Genomic DNA, 2,534 nt, shown 5'->3' with positions numbered 1-2,534 from the left:
TTATCGACCAACCCATTGCTGCCATTGACGGCCAGCTCAAGGCTTATGAGGAGCAGAGACGGGCCGCCAAGCGCGCGGACATCCTGGCTATCTACGAGGAGACCGTGGGCGAGCTGCGGGCGCTGCTGCCCTTCGAGAAGCTGTGGCAGGACGGGTGGTACAACACCGGCGTCTCCATGAAGAAAATCCGGGAGGCCATCGTTGCGGCGGAGGCCAAGGCTGCCGCAGACCTGGAGGTGCTGTCCACGGTGGAGAGCGAGTTTGCCGAGGCGGTGAAACTCAAGTATCTGGAGAACCTGGACCTGCACGCGGCGCTGGCCGAGCGCGCCCGCCTCCAGGAACAGGCGGCGCAGCTTCGGAAGTATGAAGAACAGCTCCGGCCCAAGGAGGCCGACACGGTGCCCGAACCGCACCGCGAGCCAGTGGACGGCCCTATCCCCCAGAGCGATGCTTTTCGGGAGATGCCGCCCAAAGAGGCCGAGACCATTTATCGACTGGCCTTTGAGTGCCAGGTCACCATGTCCCAGGCAAAAGAGCTGTCTGCGTGGCTGAAAGCCCGCAACATTCCGTTTAGGAGGGTTTGACCATGAGAGTGAACAATTCCTTGCAGCGGCAGAACAGCAGCAAGCCCAAGTTCTCCGTCGCCATCCAGACCCCGATGTACCAAAAGTTGGTCAATGATACCCTGGGCGACCCGGAACGGGCGCGCCGGTTCGTGGCCTCCATCAGCTCCGCCGTGGCGGTCAACCCGGCCCTCCAGGAGTGCGACGCCGGGACCGTCCTTACCGCCGCCCTGCTGGGCGAAAGCCTGAACCTCTCCCCCTCCCCCCAGCTGGGCCAGTATTACATGGTGCCCTACAACGACAAGAAGCGGGGCAAGGTGGCTCAGTTCCAGATCGGCTACAAGGGCTACATTCAGCTGGCGGAGCGCAGCGGCCAGTATCTCGACCTGGATGCGTTCCCGGTGGTGGAGGGCGAGTACAAGGGCCGGGACCGATTTACCCGCCGCCCTATCCTGGAGTTCCTGGAGGATGACGGCGAGCGGGAGAACCGGCCCGTGGTTGGTTACTACGCATACTTCGAGCTGACCAACGGCTTCCGCAAGGTCCTGTACTGGAGCCGTGAAAAGATGCTGGCCCACGCGGACCGCTATTCCCAGGCGTTCTATCTCAATGGGAAAGACGCCCAGGACGCCCGGTACAGCCGGGTCTCCTACGCTGACTTCCTGGCGGGCAACTACCCCCAGGGGGACGACTGGAAGTATTCCTCCTTCTGGTACAAGGATTTCGACGGCATGGCCTGTAAGACGATGCTGCGGCAGCTTATCAGCAAGTGGGGCATCATGTCCATTGACCTCCAGAAAGCCCTTGCAAGCGACGAGGCGGCCATTGGGAACGACGGCACGCCGAACTACCTGGACACGCCCACGGAGGACCCCGCACCCGCCCTGGGCGCGCCGGAGAGCGGGGACGAGCAAGCCCCGGAACTGCCGGAGGGCCTGTTCGACGAGGATGGACAGCGCGCCCTTGCATAAGGAGGGCTATCTATGCCTAAGACCAACGAGAAAGACGCCTATTTCTTTTCCCATGACTGCAACGCCCGCAACGACCCGAAAATCCTGGCTCTCCGCTCCATTTATGGGGCGGAGGGCTACGGGGTGTACTTCATGCTCATAGAGATTTTGCGGGAGCAGCCGGAGTACAAACTACCCATTACCAAGTACATCTGGAACACCCTTGCTATGCAAATGCAGATGGAGGCATCCAAGCTGGAGCAGATCATCACGGACTGCTGCACAGAGTTCTCCGACGGAGGCAACAACACACTGCTGGTCAATGACGGTGAGTACCTGTATTCCGCCTCCCTTCTCCGGCGTATGGGCAAGGTGGACGACATCTCCAAACTGCGGCGGGAGGCAGCCAAGAAACGCTGGGAAAATCAGCCTTGCAAGGTTTCGGACGGTTCAGAGGACAGCAACGGCGATGCAAATGCAGAGCAGAAGGTGTCCAAAGAAAAGGAAAGAAAAGAAAACCAAAGCAAAGCAAAGCAGAGTAAAGCAAAGGAAAAGAAAGAAAAAGAGACTATCTTCTCCGACTTCGCCGGAGAAGATGCGGAGATGCTGGCCGCCCTTCGCGGCTTCGAGGAGATGCGGGTCAAGATCAAAAAGCCCATGACGGACCGGGCCAAAAAACTGATGCTCACGGAGCTGCGCAAGCTGTCCGAGGACCGGGAGGAGCAGATCGCCATTCTCGACCAGAGCGTGAAACGCTCCTGGGCTGGCGTGTTCGCCCTCAAGGACGACCGGGGCTATCAGCAGCCCAGAGGCGGCAGGCAGCAGGCCAGCACCGGGGAGAAGATGGGGGCGCTGCGGAACCTTCACGACGCGTTCTCCGGGGAGGGCGAGCGATGACGAGAGCAGAGACAACGGAAATTTTCGCCCTGCTGATGCTGGCCTACCCCCAGGCGGATATGTTCCGTGCAGAAAGCCAGGCGGCGCTTGAGGCGAAGCTGGCCCCAACGGTGACGCTGTGGGC

General features: G+C 60.7%; 3 protein-coding genes. All 3 read left to right on the top strand.

Going from position 1 to position 2,534, the window contains the following annotated elements; all coding sequences use genetic code 11:
- A partial coding sequence (locus ACLTXB_RS15430) for a DUF1351 domain-containing protein (RefSeq protein WP_428227604.1) occupies window positions 1-584 on the top strand: 584 nt, incomplete at its 5' end.
- A 2-nt stretch (window positions 585-586) separates the two neighbouring features.
- On the top strand, window positions 587-1,534 hold the full coding sequence (locus ACLTXB_RS15425; RefSeq protein WP_428227603.1) for a recombinase RecT: 948 nt from the start codon (window positions 587-589) through the stop codon (window positions 1,532-1,534).
- Between the two features lie 12 nt (window positions 1,535-1,546).
- Window positions 1,547-2,410, top strand: coding sequence for a Lin1244/Lin1753 domain-containing protein (locus ACLTXB_RS15420; protein WP_428227602.1), 864 nt, complete (start codon window positions 1,547-1,549; stop codon window positions 2,408-2,410).
- Window positions 2,411-2,534: the final 124 nt, after the last annotated feature.

The sequence above is a fragment of the Flintibacter sp. genome, from assembly GCF_046973065.1.
The sequence above is the reverse complement of the archived record's forward strand: the minus strand, read 5'-3'. Positions and strand labels throughout refer to the sequence as shown.